The sequence below is a fragment of the Flavobacterium glycines genome, assembly GCF_900100165.1.
Classification (GTDB): Bacteria; Bacteroidota; Bacteroidia; order Flavobacteriales; family Flavobacteriaceae; genus Flavobacterium; species Flavobacterium glycines.
Window position 1 is genome coordinate 1,692,421 of the sequence record NZ_FNEO01000001.1, and the last position, 22,197, is coordinate 1,714,617.

At 34.6% G+C, this 22,197-nt stretch carries 20 protein-coding genes; 17 read left to right on the top strand and 3 right to left on the bottom strand.

Going from position 1 to position 22,197, the window contains the following annotated elements; genetic code table 11:
• Window positions 1-51 precede the first annotated feature (51 nt).
• The 14 genes from BLR17_RS06805 (at window position 52) to BLR17_RS06870 (ending at window position 13,876) form a co-directional block, all read left to right on the top strand.
• A complete protein-coding gene (locus tag BLR17_RS06805) occupies window positions 52-633 on the top strand; it encodes a cytochrome c oxidase subunit 3 (RefSeq protein WP_066327481.1) in 582 nt (193 codons plus the stop codon).
• A 3-nt stretch (window positions 634-636) separates the two neighbouring features.
• Window positions 637-879 (top strand): cytochrome C oxidase subunit IV family protein, encoded by a 243-nt coding sequence (locus BLR17_RS06810; protein WP_066326559.1) that lies wholly within the window; start codon window positions 637-639, stop codon window positions 877-879.
• A gap of 158 nt (window positions 880-1,037) precedes the next feature.
• Window positions 1,038-2,468, top strand: a complete 1,431-nt coding sequence (gene nirK / locus BLR17_RS06815; RefSeq protein WP_245683126.1) for a copper-containing nitrite reductase — start codon at window positions 1,038-1,040, stop codon at window positions 2,466-2,468.
• Between the two features lie 41 nt (window positions 2,469-2,509).
• Entirely contained in the window at window positions 2,510-2,884 is a 375-nt protein-coding gene (locus BLR17_RS06820; RefSeq protein WP_074517141.1) for a c-type cytochrome, read from the top strand.
• A 27-nt stretch (window positions 2,885-2,911) separates the two neighbouring features.
• On the top strand, window positions 2,912-3,712 hold the full coding sequence (locus BLR17_RS06825) for a formylglycine-generating enzyme family protein (protein ID WP_083189248.1): 801 nt from the start codon (window positions 2,912-2,914) through the stop codon (window positions 3,710-3,712).
• On the top strand, window positions 3,712-4,347 hold the full coding sequence (locus BLR17_RS06830) for an SCO family protein (RefSeq protein WP_083189245.1): 636 nt from the start codon (window positions 3,712-3,714) through the stop codon (window positions 4,345-4,347). Before BLR17_RS06825 ends, BLR17_RS06830 begins: the two co-directional genes overlap by 1 nt.
• Before the next feature lie 2 nt (window positions 4,348-4,349).
• Window positions 4,350-5,612 (top strand): alginate export family protein, encoded by a 1,263-nt coding sequence (locus BLR17_RS06835; RefSeq protein WP_066326549.1) that lies wholly within the window; start codon window positions 4,350-4,352, stop codon window positions 5,610-5,612.
• A gap of 193 nt (window positions 5,613-5,805) precedes the next feature.
• The gene (locus tag BLR17_RS06840; RefSeq protein WP_074517143.1) at window positions 5,806-7,281 is read left to right on the top strand and encodes an MFS transporter; all 1,476 of its coding nucleotides are present in this window, start codon (window positions 5,806-5,808) and stop codon (window positions 7,279-7,281) included.
• 27 nt (window positions 7,282-7,308) lie between these two features.
• Window positions 7,309-8,970, top strand: coding sequence for an MFS transporter (locus BLR17_RS06845; protein ID WP_245683120.1), 1,662 nt, complete (start codon window positions 7,309-7,311; stop codon window positions 8,968-8,970).
• 227 nt (window positions 8,971-9,197) lie between these two features.
• Window positions 9,198-10,247 (top strand): MFS transporter, encoded by a 1,050-nt coding sequence (locus BLR17_RS06850; protein ID WP_066325075.1) that lies wholly within the window; start codon window positions 9,198-9,200, stop codon window positions 10,245-10,247.
• A gap of 26 nt (window positions 10,248-10,273) precedes the next feature.
• A complete protein-coding gene (locus tag BLR17_RS06855) occupies window positions 10,274-12,490 on the top strand; it encodes a molybdopterin oxidoreductase family protein (protein WP_066325065.1) in 2,217 nt (738 codons plus the stop codon).
• A gap of 21 nt (window positions 12,491-12,511) precedes the next feature.
• Window positions 12,512-13,081, top strand: coding sequence for a 4Fe-4S dicluster domain-containing protein (locus BLR17_RS06860; protein WP_066325062.1), 570 nt, complete (start codon window positions 12,512-12,514; stop codon window positions 13,079-13,081).
• An 11-nt stretch (window positions 13,082-13,092) separates the two neighbouring features.
• On the top strand, window positions 13,093-13,605 hold the full coding sequence (locus BLR17_RS06865) for a QcrA and Rieske domain-containing protein (RefSeq protein ID WP_066325059.1): 513 nt from the start codon (window positions 13,093-13,095) through the stop codon (window positions 13,603-13,605).
• A 19-nt stretch (window positions 13,606-13,624) separates the two neighbouring features.
• A complete protein-coding gene (locus BLR17_RS06870; RefSeq protein WP_066325057.1) occupies window positions 13,625-13,876 on the top strand; it encodes a DUF6755 family protein in 252 nt (83 codons plus the stop codon).
• Window positions 13,877-14,014: 138 nt separating this feature from the next.
• Here the strand turns inward: BLR17_RS06870 and BLR17_RS06875 are convergent, their stop codons facing one another.
• Together BLR17_RS06875 and BLR17_RS06880 are read right to left on the bottom strand one after the other, a co-directional pair.
• Window positions 14,015-14,539, bottom strand: coding sequence for a hypothetical protein (locus tag BLR17_RS06875; RefSeq protein WP_066325056.1), 525 nt, complete (start codon window positions 14,537-14,539; stop codon window positions 14,015-14,017).
• Window positions 14,540-14,613: 74 nt separating this feature from the next.
• Window positions 14,614-17,064, bottom strand: coding sequence for a TonB-dependent receptor (locus BLR17_RS06880; RefSeq protein WP_074517144.1), 2,451 nt, complete (start codon window positions 17,062-17,064; stop codon window positions 14,614-14,616).
• A gap of 204 nt (window positions 17,065-17,268) precedes the next feature.
• On the opposite strand from BLR17_RS06880, the gene BLR17_RS06885 reads away from it, so the two are divergent.
• The 3 genes from BLR17_RS06885 to BLR17_RS06895 all read left to right on the top strand — a co-directional run bounded on the left by BLR17_RS06885 (window position 17,269) and on the right by BLR17_RS06895 (window position 20,211).
• Entirely contained in the window at window positions 17,269-18,294 is a 1,026-nt protein-coding gene (locus BLR17_RS06885) for a 2-hydroxyacid dehydrogenase (RefSeq protein ID WP_066325054.1), read from the top strand.
• Between the two features lie 76 nt (window positions 18,295-18,370).
• The gene (locus BLR17_RS06890) at window positions 18,371-19,600 is read left to right on the top strand and encodes an AAA family ATPase (RefSeq protein WP_245683121.1); all 1,230 of its coding nucleotides are present in this window, start codon (window positions 18,371-18,373) and stop codon (window positions 19,598-19,600) included.
• Window positions 19,601-19,602: 2 nt separating this feature from the next.
• On the top strand, window positions 19,603-20,211 hold the full coding sequence (locus BLR17_RS06895) for an RloB family protein (protein ID WP_066325052.1): 609 nt from the start codon (window positions 19,603-19,605) through the stop codon (window positions 20,209-20,211).
• Between the two features lie 284 nt (window positions 20,212-20,495).
• Here BLR17_RS06895 and lysS read toward each other — a convergent pair whose 3' ends face one another.
• Window positions 20,496-22,196 carry a lysine--tRNA ligase gene (gene lysS / locus BLR17_RS06900; RefSeq protein ID WP_066325049.1) on the bottom strand — a complete coding sequence of 567 codons (1,701 nt, stop codon included), beginning with the start codon at window positions 22,194-22,196 and terminating at the stop codon, window positions 20,496-20,498.
• Window position 22,197 lies beyond the last annotated feature (1 nt).

Consider the following 22,197-nt stretch of genomic DNA (forward strand, 5'->3'; position numbering starts at 1 on the left):
GGCATTTTACAATCTAAAATCACAAATCTGCAATCTAAAATTATTACATATATGGAAATACTAAAAATCAATTATAAAAATATTTATTATCCGCCGGGAGGTATTCTGATGTGGATTATTATTTTTTTGGAACTGATTACTTTCGGGATGGCAATGGTTGCATTGGTTTTTTACGGAAGTGAACAAACAGAATTATTCCATCAATCAAGATTACAACTCAATACTACTTTTGGAGCCATAAATACTGTTTTTCTGTTGTCAAGTGGTTTTTTTATGGCCAATGCGGTGCAGCAATTCAAAGAGAAAAACATTCAAAAATCATCGTTTTATTTTAAACTGACCATGCTGGGCGGCATATTGTTTTTAATCCTAAAAAGTCTGGAATATTACCATAAAATAGAGTCAGGAATTTCATTGGATACCAATATGTTTTTCACTTTTTATTGGTTGTTAACGGGATTTCATTTGATCCATGTTATTATTGGTTTGGTTATTTTAATCTGGACGAATTGCGGAATGACAAAGCAAAATTCGGATACTCAAATTGAAGATGTGGAAGCCTGTGCTGCTTTTTGGCACATGTGCGATTTGATCTGGTTGTTGTTATTTCCAATTCTCTATTTAATTTTTTAGCAAATGAAAAAATCACTAGTATTTACATATGGATTATTGATTGTACTGACTTTGGTTACTGCTTTAATTTCAAATGCTGACCTTTTTTCGGATGATATAATCCTTTTAATCCTGTTTTTTTCTTCTATAAAATTTCTTTTAGTTGCTTTCCAATTTATGGAACTTAAGAAGGCAAATCCGTTTTGGAAATATAGTTTAAGTCTGGTTTTAGGAGTCTTGGTTTTAGTTATTTTTTTGATGAAATAAATTAGAATAAAAAGTACAAACATGACAAATATCATAATAAAGGATGTTTTTGTCTTTTATATTTGTAGTACAAATCAAGATAAATTTAACACCAGATAACTATGAAACCCAAACTAAATTTAAAGAAACAAAGCATCAGAATTGTCGTAGCAATTGCAATGGCTTTTGGTTTGTTTTCTTGTGCCAAAAAAGAAGACAAAGATGCTCAGTATTATCAGGACATCAAAGTCGAAGGTCAAAAAGAAGCCGAGCTTACCGCACCACCATTGGTTCCTAAACCGGTGGGAGACCGACCGGCGATGAAACTGATAGTCAATATGGAAATCAAAGAACAGGAAGGCGAAATGGCCGATGGGGTAAAATATACGTATTGGACTTTTGGAGGATCTGTTCCGGGGAATTTTATCAGAACGAGAGTGGGTGACGAAGTCGAATTTCACTTAAAAAACCATCCTGATAACAAAATGCCGCACAACATCGATTTGCATGCGGTGACCGGACCGGGTGGAGGAGCAACTTCTTCTTTGGTAGCGCCGGGACACGAAAAAGTATTCAATTTTAAGACGATAAATCCGGGCTTGTATGTGTATCACTGTGCCACAGCGCCTGTTGGGATGCACATAGCTAACGGAATGTATGGTTTGATTTTGGTCGAGCCTGAAGGAGGATTACCGCCAGTAGATAGAGAATACTACGTGATGCAAGGGGATTTTTATACCAAAGGAAGTTATGGCGAACAAGGAAACCAACCCTTTGACATGAATAAAGCCATTAAAGAAGATCCTGATTATGTAGTGTTTAACGGAAAAGTTGGTTCTATTGCCGGAGACAAAGCCATCACGGCCAAAGTAGGAGAAACGGTTCGTATTTTTATGGGTAATGGAGGACCGAACCTGGTTTCTTCATTCCATGTTATCGGAGAAATCTTTGATAAAGTACATATAGAAGGCGGAGAAATGATTAATAAAAATGTACAGACTACTTTGATTCCTGCCGGTGGTTCTGCCATAGTTGAGTTCAAAGTGGATGTTCCGGGAACTTTTATCCTGGTTGATCACTCTATTTTCAGGGCATTCAACAAAGGAGCTTTGGGAATGCTAAAAGTGGAAGGCGATGAGAATAAAAAAGTGTACTCAGGAACAACTCAGGAAGGAATTTATTTGCCGGAAGGCGGAACAATACAAAACATGCCAAAAGAAAATGGTACTGCGAAAAGCGTTGTGGCTAAAACTGTTCCGGAGCAAATTAAATCAGGTAAAGAATTGTACGGAAGAACCTGTTTTGCCTGCCATCAGCCAAGTGGGCAAGGAATTCCAAATGCTTTCCCGCCATTGGTTAAATCTGATTTCCTAAATGCTAATCCTGATCGTGCAATCAATGCTGTATTACACGGATTGAGCGGAGAAATTACCGTAAATGGCAAGAAATTCAATAACGTTATGACCAGTCAAAATTTGACCGATGACGAAGTAGCTGATGTTTTGACTTATGTGTATAACAGTTGGGGCAATAATAAAACAGTAATTACCCCGGCAAGAGTAAAAGCAATCAGAGCGAAACCGGCTCCAAAAGCTGTAGCTACGCACTAATAGAGTAACAAATTTCAATTTAAAATTTAAAAATAAGAGTAATGAAAAAGTATGTTTTTGCAATAGCAATGATAGGGTTTAGTTTTTATGGTTTCAGTCAAAATGCTGCCAAAGGAAAAGGAATATATGATAAAGTTTGTATCACCTGTCATCAGTCTACAGGATTGGGAATTCCGGGAGCTTTTCCTCCATTGGCCAAGTCGGATTTCCTGAATAAAGATGTCAATCGAGCTATAAAAGGAGTGGTGAAAGGTTTGAACGGTCCTATTACGGTAAATGGGAAAAAGTTCAACGGAGCCATGCCTGCACAACCCTTGAGCGATCAACAACTGGCTGATGCACTTACTTATGTGTATTCAAGTTGGGGAAATAGTAAAAAAGTGATTACTCCGGCAATGGTTAAAGCCCAAAGATAATTAAGAATTGATCAAAAAGAGTATTAAATGTTTCTGCAAAAAAAAATATCAGTCTTTTTAGCTTTGTTTACGGCTACTCTTTTTGGTCAGCAAGAAAAAATGGTACCCATAAAAGAAGGGAGTTTTGTCCCTCTTTATGGGGCTACCAATAAAAAACCGGTTAAAGTAGCTTCTTTTGAAATCGATGTGTTTCCTGTAACCAATGCGCAATATTTGGCTTTTCTAAAAAAATATCCTGAATACAGCCGTTCTAAAATGAAAGGAATCTTTGCTGATAAAAGCTATTTATCACATTGGCAGAGTGATTTTGATTATGGTACAAATAATTTGAGTAATGCTCCCGTAACCAATGTTTCCTGGTTTGCTGCAAAAAAATATTGTGAATGTCAGGGAAAACGTTTGCCTGCCATGGACGAATGGGAATATGTAGCAATGGCAGACGAAAAACGAATCGATGCCAGAACCAAAGAAGCTTTCAACAAATACATCATGTCCTGGTATGAAAAACCAAAAACTTATGCTAATCCGATAGGGCAGACTTTTAAAAATTATTGGGGTGTTTACGATATGCACGGATTGGTTTGGGAATGGACGGCCGATTTCAACAGTATTTTTCTTTCCGGAGAATCCAGAAAAGATAAGGATACCGATAAGAATTTATTTTGCGGAAGCGGTTCGGTTAATGCTACCGATTTAATGAATTATGCTGCCTTTATGCGCTATGCTTTCAGAGGCAGTTTGAAAGCGCGATACACTACAAGAAATCTTGGATTTCGTTGTGCTAAAGATAAAGTTGCTCTTGTAAAAACCTTTCAAAATCTAAGATGATGAAATCAAAAATAGAATGCCAGAAAATAAAAAAAGGAATCCTTAGCCTGTTTTTTTTAGGAATATTTGCGTTGGCAGTAACATTACAATCCTGTAACCAAAAAGTAAAAGCTGCTGAAAAAGACAAAGCGATTTCTGATTTATCTATTTATAATCTTCCTTCAAAATGGACGAATCAAAACGGACAAAATATCGAAATGAAAGATATGAAAGGAAAAGTTTTGGTGATGGTGATGATTTACACTTCCTGCAAAGCAGCTTGTCCCCGTTTGGTTGCTGATATGCGAAATATCGAAAAACGTTTGCCGGAAAATATCAAAGACAAGGTGAAAATGGTTTTAGTGAGTATTGACCCGGAAACAGACACACCTAAACGTCTCAAAGCTTTTGCTATCGAAAATAAAATGAATAGTAATCAATGGGTTTTCCTACGTTCTACTGAAGAAAATACCAGAGAGTTTGCAGCAGTTTTGGCAGTAAATTATAAAAAAGTTTCACCAATGGATTTTTCTCATTCTAATATCATAAGCGTATTCAATGCCGATGGAGAACTGACTTATCAGCAAGAAGGTTTGGGTGTTAACTCCGACCCAACAATTGCTAAAATCAAAGAAGAAGCTCAAAAAATAAATTAAATATGAAAGCACTAAAAATAATCGGTTTATCATTCATAGCAATGATAAGTCTGGGAACTCATGCACAGGAATTGGATGCCAATTTACAATTCAGACCCCGTTATGAATATCGAAACGGATTTAAAAGCCCTATTTCAAACGGAGAAGATGCGACTTCATTTGTTTCACAACGTTCCCGTTTGAATTTTAATTTCAAACAGGAAAAATTAAAAGCCAAACTGACTTTACAGAACATCCGAAGCTGGGGTGATGTTAGCACAACTGCTACCGCAGATAAAAATGGAGTGGCTGTTTTTGAAGCCTGGGCACAATATGATTTTAGTCCTAATTGGAGTGCCCGCTTTGGACGTCAGGTGATTTCGTATGATAATCAGCGTATTTTGGGTGAAATCGATTGGATACAACAAGGACAAAGCCATGATGCTGCCGTGTTTTCTTTTCATCCAAAAAATCATCAACTGGATTTAGGTTTTGCCATGAATGCCAATGCTGAAAATTTAGTTGCTCCCAAAACGCCTTATACTACTAATTATAAATCGATGCAATATGCCTGGTATCATACGCAATTTGGTAAAATAAATACAAGTCTTTTATTGCTGAATACGGGGTATGAATTTGAAAAATCGGTTGGGAATTTAGAAGTCGATTACAAACAAACTTTTGGAACCTATCTTGTTTTTAAAGATAAGAAATGGGATAGCAATTTAGGTTTGTACGGACAAACAGGAAAAAGTTTTAATAATAATGTTAGTGCCTGGTATGCCGGAGCTAATTTAGGATATGCCTTAACTGATGCTTTTAAAGCCAGTTTAGGATATGAATTCCTCTCAGGAAAAGATCAGGACAATACGAGTTTGACTGTCAAATCATTCAGTCCTATTTTTGGAACCAATCACGCTTTTAATGGCTTTATGGATTATTTCTATGTGGGCAATCATCAAAATAGTGTGGGGTTGCAGGATGCCTTTTTGAAATTAAATTATTCTCTTAAGAAATGGCAGTTTACCTTAACTCCCCATGTATTTAATGCGCCCAATACAGTTCTAAATGCTTCTAATGAAAAAATGGACAACTATTTAGGGACAGAAATTGATTTTACTTTGGGCTACGCTGTTCAAAAAGACATTATGGTTTCCGCCGGATATTCTCAGATGTTTGCTTCTGCAACTTTAGAAAGACTTAAAAATGTAACTGATGCAGCAAATACTAACAATTGGGCTTGGCTTATGATTTCGTTTAATCCTAAACTATTTTCATTAAAATAAAGTCTATTAATTCATTTTTTTTTAAGAACCTCTATAGGAAAGCTTTAAGCTTTTAATAGAGGTTTTTTGTGTTTAAAAATAAATTATATTTGAGTTAGTTGAATTTAGTAAGAATATAAAAGTTGCTGATATTTATCATATTTATAGATAAAGGACTATTTTATCTTTACATCATAATTAATTCAGGGAATTTATGAGCAATTTATCACAGTCACATCGTATTTTATTTTTGAATACACTGGCATTTACAATCAGTTTTGCCTGTTGGACTTTAAACGGTGTTTTAGTTACTTTTTTAGTAGATAGAGGAATTTTCAATTGGTCGGTTGTTGAGGTAGGATGGTTGTTAGGATTGCCTATTTTATCGGGAGCTATTTTTCGTTTACCAATTGGAATTTTAACCGATAAATACGGTGGTAAAAAAGTATTCTCGACTTTGTTATTACTTTGTTCTATTCCATTGTTTTTATTGCCATTTGCTGGTTCATTTTGGGAATTTGCCATATTGAGTTTTTTGTTTGGATTAGTAGGGACCAGTTTTGCTGTTGGAGTAGGTTACACTTCAGTTTGGTACCCTAAAGAATGGCAGGGGAGAGCCTTGGGGATTTTCGGAATGGGAAATGCAGGTGCTGCGGTAACTACGTTTTTTGCACCAAGCTTATTAAATTTTTTATCAGAAACAGATGCTGAGAACGGCTGGAAAATGCTTCCTGTGATTTACGGAGTGGTATTGGTAGTAATTGGATTATTGTTTGTGTTTTTTGCCAAAAATAAAAAAGCAGCAACAGTAGCCCGATCAACTTCGGAGTTATTGGCTCCTTTAAAAAATGTACGTGTTTGGCGATTTGGAGCTTATTATTTCTTAGTCTTTGGATGTTTTGTGGCTTATTCACAATGGTTGTTGCCTAATTTTATGAATGTGTATCACACGACTCTTGTTATGGGAGGAATGTTTGCTACGATGTTTAGTTTACCATCAGGAATTATCAGAGCTTTTGGAGGTTATTTGTCTGATAAATTCGGAGCTAGAACAGTTATGTATTGGGTTTTAGGTTCTTCGATAGCCATTAGTTTTTTATTGATATTTCCTAAAATGGAAGTTTTTACTACCGGTCCCGGAGTTTTAGCCACAAATAATGGAGTGGTTACCCAAATATCAGCTTCTGAAATTAAAGTGGGAGAAAAAAAATATAATGTTAATGCAAAATCAACAATTACTTCATCTGATTCGGATATTTTGCCTGTTCGAAATTCATGGCAGGAAATCGTAGTCAAACAAAATCAGGAAGTCAAAAAGAAAGAACTTTTGGCTGAAGGAATTACCCAAATAAAGTTTAATGCCAATATGTGGATTTATCTTGTATTGGTAGTTTTAATCGGGATTTCCTGGGGAATTGGTAAAGCAGCCGTTTTCAAACACATTCCGGAATATTTCCCTAATGAGGTGGGAGTTGTAGGAGGAATGGTGGGATTAATAGGCGGTTTAGGCGGATTTATAGGTCCAATATTATTTGGATACTTATTGAATGCAACGGGTTTATGGACGAGTTCCTGGATATTTATCTTCCTGATTTCTGTGGGCTGTTTATTATGGATGCACCGAACCATTATTAACATTATGAGAGAAAAGATGCCTCAGTTTACAAAAGGAATTGAGCGCAACCAATAAAATATAATAATTTTAAAAAATAATATTATGGATACTTACTTAAAAAAAATAGGATCAGAGCCTGAAAATGTATCTAACGAAACGCAAACCAATCAAAGTGCTACATGGTTGACCAAGTGGGAGCCTGAGGATGAAGCATTCTGGAAAGCAACAGGTAGTAAAATTGCATGGAAAACATTAACAGTGACCACTCTTTCATTAATCTTATCATTTGCTTCCTGGTTTATGATGAGTGTCATTGCTGTGAAACTTCCCGGACTCGGTTTTTCATTTTCTAAAGATCAGCTTTTTTGGTTGGTCGCTATTCCAGGATTAGCTGCGGGTTTTTTACGAATTATACATACCTTTATTCTGCCTATTTTCGGAACAAGGCATGTAGTGACTGTGGCTACTTTACTTAAATTAATTCCGGCAATTGGAATTGGGTTTGCAGTGATGGATACGACTACTCCATTTTGGGTATTTGTTCTTTTGGCTATTACCACTGGTTTTGGTGGCGGAGATTTTTCATCCTTTATGCCTAGCACAAGTCTTTTTTTTCCAAAAAGATTAAAAGGAACAGCGTTGGGAATCCAAGCAGGTATTGGGAATTTTGGGGTTTCTTTAGCTCAGTTTATTACTCCGATTATTTTGAGCGTTAGTATTTACGGGACCACTTCGGTATTTACAAGTATCGATGCCAAAGAAACACAAAATGTTTTAACAGACTCAACAATTGAAAAGCAAAAAGAAGTTTTTGCTGCTTTGGACATCAAAACGCAAAATAAAATTTTGGCTACTGTAAAGAAACCGGTTTTAGATTCAGTAACAACTGCCGTAAAATCAGCAGATAATACAGTAGTTTTTGCAGCTTTGCCTTTGAAAGCAAAATCTAAAGCCATAGCTAATGCCAATCCGAAAGTGGCTGAAAAAATATTAAACAAAATAAGCCCCAAAAATGAGGCGGTAAATAAAAGTAGTATCTATATTCAATCTGCTGCATTTTGGTACATTGGTTTTCTCTTGGTTTTGGCATTTATGAGTTGGTTTTTCCTAAAAAGTATTCCAATGCAGGCTTCAGTAAAAGAGCAGATGGATATTTTTAAAAACAAACATACCTGGTATTGTACGATGGTTTATATGATGACTTTTGGAACTTTTGCCGGTTTGTCTGCAGCTTTTCCTTTGATGATAAAATTTTTATATGGTGATTTTCCAAATGCTCCGGATCCGTTAGTGTATGCTTTTTATGGTCCGCTTATTGGTTCTGCCAGCAGAATAGCTTTTGGATTTATTGCAGATAAAGTAGGAGGAGCCATCTTGACAACTATTACCGGTATTGGGATTTTAACAGGAGCTGTTATTTTAATTACTCAGGGATTAGTATCTCCTACCAGTATGGATCAGTTTCCGTTATTTGTTGGTGTAATTTTAGCGATGTTCTTTTTTACAGGTATTGGAAATGCGGGTACTTTTAGACAGTTTCCAATTATCTTTTCAGAAAATCAAAGACAGGCAGCAGGTGTTATTGGTTGGACAGCAGCCATTGCCGCTTTTGGTCCTTTTATTTTTTCAAAATTAATTGGAAATAACATTTCTGCTAATGGAACTGTGACTCAATTCTTTATTGGTTTGATTGTTTTTACTATATTAGCTACAATTGTTAACTGGTGGTTTTACAATCGTAGAGGATGTGAGAAACCAAGCTAATTTTCTGGACAGTCTTAGCAGTATGATTAGTAAAAGCTGTCTTCAAAAGTTTAAGGTATTGAAGTAAACAGCATAGCGTATTGGTAATTGATATTGTAACATATTTTGTTGTAATTATGTTTTTTAAAACTACTTAAGTATTTTAACTTAGTTTTTTGTTTGTTAGTTTTACAAAAAAATAAAATAGTTTTTAATAGTTAGTTTTAAACTGTATTAAAATTGAATTTATGAAAAACAAAACCTTGAATATTAAAGCGTTATTAATAGCAACCGGACTATCTGTTTTTATGATTGCTCTTGTGTTTTTTGGGTCCAGAAAGTTGCAAAATTTCGATGCTGCTTTAATTACGTACTTATTCGGAACCGTTTTTGCTTTCTTTGGAATAGTATATCGTTATTCGGTTTGGTTACAAAGACCACCTACATGGATTTATTTCAAGAGAGGAATTACGTATTTGGTGACCGGAAAAGTATTTTCACATTTTTGGTTTGCAACTAAAGAGACGGTTGAAAATATCGCCTTTCAAAAGTTTATATATCCCAGAGGGAAATACCGTTGGGTGGCACATTTTATGATTGCAGTAGGTTGTACATCAGCATTTTTGATTACGATTCCGTTAACCTTTGGTTGGATTAATTTTGCGATGGCACCTAATACAATTTCTACTTATGAAGCTTACTTTTTTGGTTTTAAGGTAATGGATTTTGAATTGGATTCTATCATGGCCTTTTTAACTTTTCATGCCTTGAACTGGTCGTCTTATTTGGTGATTTTTGGGTCGTTATATTATTTAAGAAGACGATTGACAAATCCGGGTTTGATTGCTACTCAGTCATTTGAGGGCGATTTATTGCCTCTTATTTTATTAATTGCAATTTCGGCAACAGGATTAGGGCTTACTTATTCATACCAATTTATGAAAGGTTTTGCTTTTGATTTCTTGGCAGTTTTACATGCTGTAACGGTAATTATGTTCTTAATCTGGATTCCGTTTGGGAAATTTTTCCATATCATTCAACGACCTGCCCAAATTGGTGCCCATATTTATAAGCAGCAGGGAATGAAAATGGGGATGGCAGTTTGTCCTCATACAGGAGAAGAATTTGCTACTAAATTACACATTCAGGATTTGAAAACAGTAACGGAACAATTAGGTTTTGATTTTTCAAAGGAAGACGGAACTTCGCATTTGGATTTGAGTCCGGAGGGTAAAAGATCCAGGTTAGCACAAGCTCATCTGAAAGCAAGACAGGAAGGTGGTAAGTTATTTGGATAATTAAAAAAAGATAAAAGCATATAAACATGGCAAAATTACCTGTTTCAGAAGAAAATATAGTTGCACAATTTGGACCGCATCTTAATTATAGCCCTAAAGAAGGTTATGAAGGAAGAGATGAACCGGATGAGCTGGTTAAAACACACTGTTGTTTTTGTGGAATGCAATGTGGAATTCAGTTGTCAGTAAAAGAGAATAAAGTTGTAGGTTTTGAACCCTGGATGGAATTCCCTTTTAACGAAGGAAGATTATGTCCTAAAGGAGTGCAGCGATATTTGCAAAATAACCATCCAGACCGACTTTTAAGTCCATTAAAAAGAGTAGAAGGGCAAGGGTTTGTGCCTACTTCCTGGGATGATGCGATGAACAAAACAGTTTCAGAAATTCAACGTATTCAGGAAAAATATGGAAACGATGCTTTCTCGATGCTTTCAGGAGTTTCATTAACGAATGAGAAAAGTTACTTAGTAGGTAAATTTGCCAGAGTAGCCTTAAAAACAAAGAACTTAGATTATAACGGACGTTTGTGCATGGTAAGTGCCGGTGCCGGAAATAAAAAGGCTTTTGGGCTGGACAGAGGATCTAATAACTATTCGGATTTAGAATATGCCGAGGTAATTATTGTTGCCGGAGCTAATATTAGTGAGACTTTCCCAACGCTTACACACTGGATTTGGAAAGCCAGAGACAGAGGAGCTAAATTAATTGTCGTTGATCCAAGGATGATTCCATTGGCAAGAACAGCTGACATTCATTTGGATGTACGTCCGGGAACCGATTCGGCTTTGTATGGGGCTATGTTAAAATATTTGGTTGACCATGATATGTTAGACCATGATTTTATTGATAATCATACATCCGGATTTCAGGAAACTATTGATGCAGTAAAAGAGTATACACTGGAATGGGCAGAAGAAGTTACCGGAATCAAAAAAGAAAAAATACAACAAGCTGCCGAATTATGGGGAAGAGCGAATACGAGTTTCCTGCTGCATGCCCGTGGAATTGAGCACCATTCTAAAGGAGTGGATAACGTTTTGGGATGTATCAATTTAGTTTTGGCAACAGGAAGAATTGGTAAGCCTTATTGTGGTTATGCTACTATTACTGGTCAGGGAAATGGTCAGGGAGGAAGAGAGCATGGACATAAATGCGATCAATTACCAGGAAACAGAGATATTGAAAATCCGGAACACCGTAAATATATTTCGGAAGTTTGGGGAATTGAAGAAAAAGATTTACCGGGCAAAGGTTTATCGGCTTACGAAATTATAGAAGCTATCCACAGAGGAGAAATTAAAGGTTTATTGTCTATTTGTTTCAATCCATTGGTTTCTTTGCCTAATAGTAATTATGTTCGTGAAGCATTAGAAAAATTAGAATTTTACGTTTGTATCGACTTTTTCTTAAACGAAACGGCTCGTCATGCCGATATTGTTTTAGCTGGTTCTTTGCAGGAAGAAGAAGAAGGAACTACCACTTCTGCCGAAGGACGTGTAATTCGTATACGCCAGGCGGTGACTCCTCCGGGAGATGCCAGAACGGATACTTCTATTATCTTGGAAATTGCCAAACGTTTAGGAGTGAAAGATAAATTTAGCTTTGAAAACAGTGAAGCCATTTTTAACGAATTGCGTGTGGCATCTAAAGGAGGAACAGCCGATTACAACGGAATTACCTATAAAAAAGTAGAGGATAATATGGGTGTTTTTTGGCCATGTCCAACGGAAGATCATCCGGGAACTCCACGTTTATGGGAAGACAGAAAGTTTAAAACTCCAGATGGGAAAGCACATTTTAATCCGGCGCCTTATAAACTCCCGGGCGAAGTTACCTGTGTTGACTATCCTGTGATTTTAACTACCGGACGTGTGGTTTCTCAATATTTGAGTGGGACACAGACCCGTAGAATCGGAAAATTAGTAGATCAGTTCCCTGAGCCTTTATTGGAAATTCATCCTAATTTAGCTAAGCAATACAATATTAAACAGAGAGAGTTAATTCGTGTTTCAACAAGAAGAGGAGAAGGAGTTTTTCCGGCTAATATTGTTGAAACCATTAGGGAAGATACTGTTTTTATTCCGTACCATTGGTCGGGAAAAAAATCAGCAAACCAGTTGACCCCGGGTACTTTAGATCCAATTTCTAAAATTCCTGAATTTAAAGTTTGTGCTTGTCATTTGGAGCCACTCCATGAGATAGCTCCGCCTTCAAAAGAATCAAAGGCTTATGCAAGTATTTAATCGATAAAGAATTGATAAAAGATGAACTATACCAGTTTCAATAAAAATGAAGAGTTTTTTGTAGATATGCAGCGTTGCATTGGCTGTAAAGCCTGTGAGATGGCTTGCGCCGAATGTGAAACTAACGGTCAGGATTCGATGATACATGTTAATTATGTAGACAGAGCTTCGACTGTGCAAACTACTGTTCAGGTGTGTATGCATTGTGACGATCCTGTATGTGCTAATGTGTGTCCGGCTGATGCTATTTCGAAAGATGAATTCGGAATTGTTCATACGGCTAATACCGAAAGATGTATTGGATGTTCTAATTGTGTGATGGCTTGTCCTTTTGGGGTGCCTAAAAAAGAAGAGAATTACGATTTGATGATGAAATGCACTATGTGTTACGACAGAACCAGTGTGGGGAAAAAACCAATGTGTGCAACAGTTTGTCCAAGTGGTGCTTTGTTTTATGGAACTAAAGAACAGATACAGGAAATGCGTCCTAACAGCACACCGGTAAATAGTTTTGTATTTGGTAAAGAAGTTGTGAATACCAAGGTCAATATTATGATGCCTAAAGGAAGCACAGAATTGATAATATATTAAAGAATACACTCATGTCTAAAGAAGATAATTTAAATAAAAATTGGAAAAAAGATTTTCCAATTGAAAAACAACAAGCTACTAATGTAAGTCGTCGTGATTTTGCAAAGTTTTTAACTTTGGTTTCAGGAGGATTGATGGTAGGTAGCGGTTTAGTTGCTGCCAAGGCTTATATGTATCCTAAAGAAGAAGTAGAAGGAGAGCATTTTGTATGCAACAAAGAAGAGGTGCCTCTGGGCGGAACACGCGCATTTGTAATTGAAGGCAGTACCATTCCATATATATTGATTCATCTGGAAACAGGAGAATTTAAAGCCTATGAGCAAAAATGTACTCATCTTTCCTGTTCGGTTTTTTATAAACCTGGTACCGGAATTATTCATTGCCCTTGTCATGAAGGTTCATTTGATGCTAAAACAGGAAAAGTATTGGCGGGCCCACCTCCAAGAGCGTTACCTAAATTAGATGTTTTCTTTAAAGATAATGCGGTTTATGTAAAGGCTTCAATAGAAGAAGAAATAGGATAAAAAAATAAAATAAAGTAGTATGAGTAATTTTAGAAGAAGTCAGAATCAATCCAATCCGAATAAATTAAACGCGATACTTTCTACTTTAATTTTTATATTAATTCTGAATGTAACCATTCAAATTTGGTTATTGTATGCTGCTTTGAATAATGCTTTGGAGAATCACAAAGAAATTCTTATTCCAGCGTTTATAGCTTCATTAGTATTGTTTTTAATAGGAGCCAGTTTACTTTATTATATGCCTATTGGAAATAATAATTCCAGAAAATAAAAACAATTTTACAATTCGTAATAAATAAAAAAGGCTGTTTCGGAATACTGAAACGGCCTTTTTTAATCCTGAAATTTAAAATTAATCCCGAGAGATTTTATCTTGCCTTTCTGGTTTACTATTTTTAGAATCGGATATTTATTTTGTTTCTTCTTCTTTGTGGTTCATGTCTTTTTTCATGCCCTCACTATGTGCTCTTTTAAAATTGCCCTCTTTGCGTTGTCTGTTTTCAGCCATTTTGTGATTAAAATGTTTTTTCATGCCTTCATGATGTTGCTTTTTCATTTCTTCCCATTTTTGAAATTGCTCCGGTGAAAGCGTTTTTTTCATTTTTTGTTTCATCGCAATTTGTTCGTCAAGCATTTTGCTTCTCATTTCAAAGAGCTCGTCAGAAGTTGGTTTCGCAGTTTTGTCCTTTCTGTTTTTCATGAAAGCCTCTCTTTTCTCATTTTGTTCGGCAATCATTTTTCCAATCTCTTTTTGTTGAGAGGCGTTCAAATCAAGTTCTAAGGTCATTTTTTTTAACATTAGCTGATTGCGTTGTTCCGGCGTGAATTTCTCCATAGGATTTCCTTCGTGTCTCGCTGGTCTTTGTTGTTTTTCTTGTGCATAAGATGATACGCCTATAATAGCTATCAATGCAATAGTGATTAATTTTTTCATAATAAATTGATTTTATTTTTAAATAAGACTTAAAACAATATGTAAAGTTTAATCGTTAAGAAGAAATTGTGATTTTATTTTTTTATTTGATAACTGCTTTGAACTACTATAGGGATACCATTATTTGTTATTCCTTCTAAGTTTAGGTTTACAGTAGTATCTACTTCATTGTTATAATAGGAAATGCTGGCGTTGCCCTTTTCATCGGGTTGAATGTATGGATTCCAATATAAGGTATTTCGAATATCGACTTTATTATTCTCTAAAGGTTTTGTTTTACTGTAATCAGGAGAATAGAAAAAACGAGTATTTTGATAGCCATTGACAGGCATGGCTATGGAATGAAAGACTTTTTTGTCAGAAGTACTTCCTTTTCCGAGTTTGGTATAAATGAGAATAGCTCCATTTGCACCTTGTGAACCAAAAACGGCAGCTCCGGGACCTTTTATAGCTTCAATTTTAGCGATATCTTCTGTAGAAATACTTGACAAAAGACTCATGTCAGTTTCTACTCCGTCAACTAAAACAAGAGCCGGTCCATTATAACGGTTAAAACGAACTGAATTTGCAGAAGCTGTTACATTAGGAATAGCAATTTGTATAAGTAGAAAAATGTTAGAATAATGCGGTCCTTTTTCTTCAGGAATATAAGTGAAATCGGCAAAACCATATCGGCTAGGGGTGGTGTTTTCTTTTTTCTTTTTTGCAGTTACAATCACATCTTTTAATTGGTTCTCTTCAGGAATATTAAAGCGGATATTTTTATTATGAATGTTTGCCTTGATTTGGCTTATTTTATTTTCTTCATAATTTAGAGAATTATAGCTTTTGAAATCGACGGCTATGGGTTGGTTATAAATCGAATCTAATACAAATTCGCCTCTGTTTTTTCCTTTTTGATTTTTAGTATTGAGTAACATAGTAGCAGTGCCTTTGAAAATGATATTATTAAATTCAAATTTTCCGTTAACATCAGTAGTGTCGTTTAGCATCATAGAATTTCCTTTGTTTAGAAGTACCATTTGTACCAGATTATTTTCTTTGGCAGTGGTTCCAATTAAATTCTCAACTTTTCCTGCTATTGTAATTCCTTTTTCTACTTTAAAATTTTTATTTCTGTTGAGGTTAGGAAATTTTTTCCAAACAAAATCACGCCATCCCTGGGTTAGTAAAAGTAAGTCTAAATGAAATAATCTTGCAGGATTTGAATTATTGAAATAGTAATTTGGATTGTGTACTTTTCCTTTGATATCCGAAGCCATAAGGAAATACGAACAAATATTTACAGTGTCATCAAAATTTTCGTTTACCCCATTAGTATCTGTTGCTGCTATCGAAAAGTTGGCTATTAGAGGATTTCCTTTTTTGTCTTTTGCCGAAATAGTAAGGTTTACTTTCTCTTTTGGGGTGTATAGTTTCTTTTCAGTAGTAAAAGATACGTCAATATCTTGTTTTTTTTCAATATAAACTAATCGTTCACTTTGAGGTCGGGATTGATTATCGTAAAGTGTAAGTTGCGTAATGCCTTCCGGAAAATTTTCCTCGGGTAATATAAAAGAAAGTTTAGTGTCTTTTAAAGTTTGTGTTCCTTCAAAATAAGTAATTCCTCTGGTTGAGCAAATAAGTGTTAAATCAGCATCTGGATTTTGATTTAGAGTGACTGCATTAGTCTTAATAGTCACTACTTTTTTCTCATCAACCGTATTTATACTTAATGTATAACCTGTTTTTTGAACTTCAGGAAGCGTTACTTTGATTTCGTCATTGTTTGGGGTGATTATTTTAGCATAATACTTTTGATTTTTTTCAGGTTGAATAACAAATTTACCCATGCCATCATGGATGCTTTTGAATAAATTGATTTGTTTGTCATTAGTATCAAAAATTGTCCCTTTCATTTCAATTGGATTTCCATAGGAATCGGTTGCTTTAAAGGCTACATTGCTAATTACATCTTCGATTAAAGAACCGCCTTCGGGCATAAAATCGACTATTATTTCTTGAGTATTTTCAAGTTTCGGATTGTCCTTTTTGTTTTTTGAAATTGCTCTTATGCTGTTTTCTTTGGCTTGGATTGTGTTTTCTTCATTGGGAGTGATAATTTGAATTTCTTTTTTGAAAACAAAATCATCGTCATAATTCCGCATCCAATTAGTATAAGCTCTCAATTGGTAGGTTCCTGGTTTGATACCAAGGGAATCAGCCAATATAAAATCGCCATGCCCCAGACCTCCTTCCAGATTGGTGATATTGCGGCTGATTATTTTAGATTCTGGCGATATGAGTTCTACATAAAGTATTTTGCTGTGATCAAAAAGTTGATTGGTATAGGCATAGACAGAATAAGCTTTGTACCACAATGATTCTCCAATGGTGTAATAATTTCTGTCAGTATGTAGGTATACTTTTTCAACCTCCGGTGGATTTTTTTTTGCTTTTTCAATTGAATCAGTTAGTTGTTGAGCAAAATTGGTAGAGGTTATGCTGAAAAAAAGCATAAGGAGATAGCATAGTTTTTTTGTCATAGCGGTTATTTTTTGGCTCGTTTGTAATAAGTAGTGTTTTTATGTGTAAAATATTACGATTTTGTTTTGTGAAAAAGAGTAAATGTAATCTATTTATTATATAGACTTGTTATTTTAGGTTTGGTTTAATATTTTCGTTTTAAATTTATTTGGTCTTTAATTTGAAAATAATTTGAAATCGAAAGAGTTCGTTAAAAACAGTTTATGAAATATCCCCTTTTACCATTAAAACCAAAAGTTGCTTTTTTTTCTACTCAAGTTTATGATAGCGTTTTCTTTGAAAAGTATAATGCCGATTTTGGTTATGAATTAGATTTTTTTGACATTCAATTAAATGAGCAAACCGTAAAGTTAATTAGTAATGCAGAGGTCGTTTGTGTTTTTGTAAATGATGTTGTCAATGAATCCGTAATCAGACAATTGGCGGAAAAAAAGGTGCAAATCATCGCTTTGCGATGTGCGGGTTTTAATAATGTCGATTTAGAAGCAGCTAAAAAATACAATTTAAAAGTGTGTCGTGTTCCGGCTTATTCTCCTCAAGCTGTTGCCGAACACGCTATGGCGATGATTTTGACTTTAAACAGAAAAACCCACAAAGCCTATAATAGGGTTCGGGAACAAAATTTCTCCTTAAATGGTTTGTTAGGATTTGATTTATATGGGAAAACTGTGGGGGTTATAGGAACAGGAAATATTGGAAAAGCTTTTGCTAAAATTGTGAATGGTTTTGGGTGTAAAGTTTTGGCTTTTGATATAGTTACCGATTCTGAAATGGAAAAAGCAGGAGTGACTTTTGTATCATTAGAAACGATATTTAAAGAATCGGATATTATTTCGTTGCATTGTCCATTGAATGAGAAGACCAAATATTTGATAAATAAAGACACGATTTCAATGATGAAAAATAATGTGATGTTAATTAACACCAGTCGTGGTGCTTTGATTGAAACATCTGACGTGATTCATGCTTTGAAAAAAGGAAAAATAGCTTATTTAGGGATTGACGTTTATGAACAGGAAGAAAAGTTATTTTTTAAAGATCATTCTGAAGATATTATTCAAGATGATGTTATTCAGCGTTTAATGAGTTTTCCGAATGTTCTGGTTACAGCACATCAGGCTTTTTTTACTAATGAGGCTTTGTCACAGATTGCACTGGTGACATTGGGGAATATTCAAGAGTTGTTACATGATAACATTTTAACAAATAAACAAGCATTGCTTATATAATTTTTTATTGATAATTAATGTATTGGAATTCAGTTATGATGTATATTTGTAATGTTTTTACAAATTAAAACTTTGCATGATGCTTTTAAACTTTAGAATATCTAATTTTCGTTCAATAAATCATATGGTTGAATTGTCCATGATCCCTAGTGATTTAAAAAACCCCGTAAATAGAATTATAGAAACAAATCCTAATGCTATAAAAAACAAATCCTATTATGGATTGACAACTGCAGCAATTTATGGGCCAAATGCTAGTGGAAAGAGTAATGTGTTAATTGCTTTAGATGAGTTTTTATTTTTTATAAAGAATTCAACAGATAATAAACCAAATGATTTATTAAAAATATATAATCCATTTAAATTAAGCAGGAAGAGTCTAGATGCGCCTTCGCATTTTTCAATAGATATATTAATAGAAAATATTTTGTATACATATACTATTGAAGTTTTTAATCAAATTGTTCTAAAAGAATCACTCGTTTTTTATCCTAAAGGAATTAAGGTAAAAATATTCGAAAGAAATGAACAAGATTTTTATAAAGGAAATGGATATGAAGGTATTTTTGAGACTATTAAGCAGCGAACAACTGAAAATCAGTTGTTTTTGAGTAAAGCTGCGGTTGAGAATGTTGAGATTTTAAAAAATGTATATGAATATTTAACTTCTATTTTTGTCCTTACAACTGCAACTTTTCATTCCAATGAATTTAATAAAGCACTTAGTAAAATGATGTTTAAAAATGTAGACTTGTGGGGAAAACAATTAGAATTATCTAAATCTTTGGTTCAAAAAATAGATACTCAGGTTGTTGATTTTGTTGAAAGGGATGGTAAAATCAAAACATTTCATTTGAATGCTGATAATGAAAAAATTGAATTTGAATTTGAAGATGAGTCTTCAGGAACTCAAAGAGTTATAGCATTTATTCCGTTTGTTTTAAATAGATTAAAAGGAGGGAATGTTTTAGTTGTCGATGAATTTGAAAGAAGTTTGCATCCTGAAATTGCGCAATATATTTTAAAGTTATTTAACGATCCTGAAGTAAATACAAAAGGTGCTCAGTTTATATTTGCTACCCACGATACTACTTTATTAAGTCCTGAAAATAAACTAAGAAGAGACCAAATTAATTTGGTTGAGAAAAATGAAAAAGGTGAAACAGAAATGTTTGCAGTTTCGGATATAAAGGGAATTCGAGAGGGAAATTATGAAAAATGGTATTTAGAAGGTAGATTAGGAGCTGTACCAAATATTGCCAGAGAAACTTTTAGACATGAATTAATTGACTACATAAATTCATAATCATGGCTAAAAGACCTAAGAATAATTTTAAGTTACGAGAACTTAAATCGAAAGTCTTGATTCTTTGTGAAGGATTGACTGAGAAGAATTATTTTAATGCACTGAAAGAAGATTTAGGTTTGCCTAAAACAATTAGCGTAAATGTTTTTCAAAGTCATAAAGTAGATTGTAAAGGTGTTGTAGAAGAAGCAATAAAAAAGGCGAAACGTGAAGGTGTTGAAACGATTTATGTTGTTTTTGATCATGACAATCAGGCAAAAAGAGATGAAGCGTTTAAATTAGCAGCCAATAAAAATATAGAAGTTATTTTTTCTAGTATTTGTTTTGAGATTTGGTATTTATTTCATTTTAAAAATTCAACCAAAGCTTTTGCTTCAGAAGCGGAGTTAGAAAAGGAATTAAAGAAGTGCATTGGAATGCAAAATTATGAGAAGAATGATTTTAAACATTATTCTATTTTAAAAGATAAATCAACTTTTGCAAAATTAAACGCCGGAAAATCCAGATTGTCTGTAATTGATAATAATTATGGTGTGGAGATTTTTAATTTAAACCCTTTTACAAATGTAGATGAGTTAGTTAATTATTTAGAGAATCAAAAAAATAAATAGAAAAGAGCTTTAATTTGAAGCTCTTTTTTATTGCGCGTGAGTAGGGATTCGAACCCTAAACTTTGAGCTATTCATTATAATTGTAATTTTTGATAAAATTGTGCTCACGCAGTCAAAGTTTTAAACACGCCATTTTTTATTTTTTCCATAAGTTTTGAGTTTTTAAAGTAACAAGTTATAATACAATCATACAAAATGCCCAAGCTCAATTTTACGCACAAATTACTATCACAACCAGTTATCAATGTTATTATCAAACTGATTAAATGAATATCTTAGATATTTTATCCTACTAATTCCACCACTTTACTTTCGCCTTCAATAGCTACTTTAGTCAAACCGTGTTTCGATAAGTTTTTCATAGACGCATCCCATTTTTTACCGCTTAAGTTAGCAGTAATTTTTAATTGCGTTAAATCCATTTTATTTTCACTTTTTTTCAATAAGTCTACTATAAATTTTTCTTCATCAGAAAGTTCAATTGTTAGTTTTTTCTCCGGACGCATTTGCGGGAACAATAACACTTCCTGAATAGAAGCATTATTGGTTAAGAACATCATCAAACGATCCATACCGATTCCTAATCCTGATGTTGGAGGCATTCCATATTCTAAAGCTCTTAAGAAATCTTCATCGATGATTCCGTTAGCTTCATCATCTCCTTTTGCAGCCAAACGCATTTGGTCTTCAAAACGTTCTCTTTGATCAATTGGGTCATTCAATTCAGAATAAGCATTTGCTACTTCTTTACCGCAAACCATTAATTCAAAACGCTCTGTCAGTTCTGGATTGTCACGGTGCTCTTTACAAAGCGGTGACATTTCTTTTGGATAATCGGTAATGAATGTTGGCTGAATATAATTTCCTTCACATTTTGCTCCAAAAATCTCATCAATCAGTTTTCCTTTACCCATAGTTTCATCCACTTCAATTCCCATTCCTTTAGCAGCTTCGTACAATTCGGCTTCGCTTTTTCCTGAAATATCAAAACCAGTAAAGTGCTTGATAGAATCCGTCATCGTCACTCGGGCAAAAGGCGCTTTGAAACTGATTTGGTGCTCACCAAAAGTAACATCACTTGTTCCGTTTACAGAAACAGCACAGTGCTCCAATAAACGCTCAGTGAAATCCATCATCCAGTTGTAGTCTTTGTAAGCTACATATATTTCCATTGCAGTAAATTCAGGGTTGTGCGTTCTGTCCATTCCTTCGTTACGGAAGTTTTTCGAAAACTCATAAACACCGTCAAATCCACCTACGATTAATCTTTTTAAGTACAATTCATTAGCAATACGCATGTACAACGGAATATCCAATGAGTTGTGGTGCGTAATAAATGGACGCGCTGCCGCTCCACCAGGAATCGATTGTAAAACCGGAGTTTCCACTTCAAGGTATCCTGCATCGTTAAAGAAACCACGCATCGCGTTGAATAATTTAGTTCTTTTGATAAAGGTTTCTTTTACCTGTGGGTTTACCGTTAAGTCAACATAACGCATACGGTAACGCAATTCGGCATCGTTGAAAGCGTCAAAAACTTTTCCGTCTTCATCCACTTTTGGTAAAGGAAGCGGACGCAAGGTTTTGCTTAAGAAAGTAAAACCGCTTACACGAATACATTTCGCACCCACTTGTGTAGTAAACAATTCCCCTTCAATTCCAATATAATCACCTAAATCGGTTAGTTTTTTGAAAACCTGATTGTACAAGGTTTTATCATCACCTTCACACAAAACATCACGGTTCACGTACAATTGAATACGTCCTTCGCTATCCTGCAATTCGGCAAAACAAGCTTTTCCCTGATCTCTCACACTCATCAAACGCCCCGCAACAATCACTGTCTTACCTTCTTCAAACGTTTCCTTTATTTGCTTTGAAGTATGATTTACAGGAAAAAGATTAGCAGGATAAGGATTGATTCCTAAGTTGCGTAAAGATTGAAGTTTTTCTCTTCGGATGATTTCTTGTTCTGATAATGCCATT